This window comes from Vibrio sp. 1159 (assembly GCF_033340395.1).
In the GTDB taxonomy this organism is placed as follows: domain Bacteria; phylum Pseudomonadota; class Gammaproteobacteria; order Enterobacterales; family Vibrionaceae; genus Vibrio; species Vibrio alginolyticus.
Genome location: NZ_JAWOWL010000097.1, coordinates 1 through 1,459, shown reverse-complemented (window position 1 = coordinate 1,459; position 1,459 = coordinate 1). Strand labels below are relative to the sequence as shown.

At 46.3% G+C, this 1,459-nt stretch carries 1 protein-coding gene and 1 pseudogene; both read left to right on the top strand.

What is annotated here, in order from left to right; translation table 11 throughout:
- Positions 1–400, top strand: a pseudogene (locus R7127_RS26125) (tRNA (adenosine(37)-N6)-threonylcarbamoyltransferase complex transferase subunit TsaD); the annotation flags it as partial.
- Positions 401–557: 157 nt separating this feature from the next.
- Positions 558–1,373, top strand: a complete 816-nt coding sequence (locus tag R7127_RS26120; protein ID WP_025630825.1) for an alpha/beta fold hydrolase — start codon at positions 558–560, stop codon at positions 1,371–1,373.
- The last annotated feature ends 86 nt before the right edge of the window (positions 1,374–1,459 follow it).

The following is a 1,459-nucleotide window of genomic DNA, read 5'->3' as shown; positions in this document are numbered from 1 at the left end:
TTTGGATATGAGTTTCTCGGGTTTGAAAACCTTCACGGCAAACACGATTGCAGCGAATGGCGATGACGAGCAGACTCGTGCTGATATTGCGTACGCTTTTGAAGAAGCCGTTTGTGCAACGTTGGCAATCAAATGTAAGCGTGCATTAGAGCAAACCGGTATGAAGCGCATCGTTATTGCTGGTGGTGTAAGTGCGAATCGTCGCTTGCGTGCAGAGCTTGAGAAGCTTGCGAAGAAAATCGGTGGTGAAGTGTATTACCCACGTACCGAGTTCTGTACTGACAACGGTGCAATGATTGCGTATGCGGGTATGCAACGTTTGAAGAACGGTGAAGTTGCAGATATGTCGGTAGAAGCGCGTCCGCGCTGGCCAATTGACCAGCTAACGCCAATCGCGTGATCAAACCTTGTATATTGACTGGCCTCTATTTATAGAGGCCTTTGTTTTTGTGGTTTATTTTCCCAAGAAAAAGGCGCGAGATTTCCAGACTGATGTGAGCAGTTTTCTTTGTGTTCAGTGATAGGATGGCGCGGAAGAATAATAAATGGATATAACAATGAAGAAGTTTGAAATTGAAGGTCAGCAACTTGCTTACCTAGACAAAGGCGAAGGGCCTGTGCTGCTGTTTGGACATAGCTATTTGTGGGATTGCCAAATGTGGGCGCCTCAAATTGAAGTTTTGAGCCAGTCCTATCGTTGTATTGTGCCTGACTTATGGGCGCATGGTGAATCGGACGCCGCTCCTGCTTCGACCACGTCTTTAGTTGATTATGCCCAACACATGCTGGCGCTAATGGATCATTTGGAAATCGACAAATTTTCCATTGTTGGCTTATCTGTTGGCGGCATGTGGGGCGCGGAACTGACCGCTCAAGCCCCGCAACGAGTGAAGTCATTGGTGTTGATGGATACCTTTATTGGTTGGGAACCAGAAGTGACGCATAAAAAATACTTTGCGATGCTAGATACCATCAGCCAAGTTCAAGGTGTTCCTGGGCCTATTATCGAAGCCGTTGCACCACTGTTCTTTGCGAATAACGCGGATCAAGTTCACCCAGAATTGGTCGCTTCATTTAAACAAAGCCTTGAATCGCTAACAGGTGAGCGAGCTGTAGAAGTTGCTCGTATCGGTCGCATGGTATTTGGGCGACGTGATGTGATTGAAGATGCAGAAAAATTCGCACTGCCAACATTGATCGCAGTTGGTCGAGAAGATAAGCCGCGTCCGGTATTTGAATCTTACCTAATGCATGACTGCATTACGGGCAGTGAGTTGGTGGAGATTCCTGAAGCGGGTCATATCAGTTCGCTTGAACAGCCCGAGTTTGTGAATCAGATGTTGTTGAGCTTCCTAAACAAAGTTCACGCTTAAAATGCATTTAAAAACTCGGCGTTATGCCGAGTTTTTTTCTGTCAGTTTCTTTTCACCAATTTTAGGCTCTTCACCCGAAAGTAAAC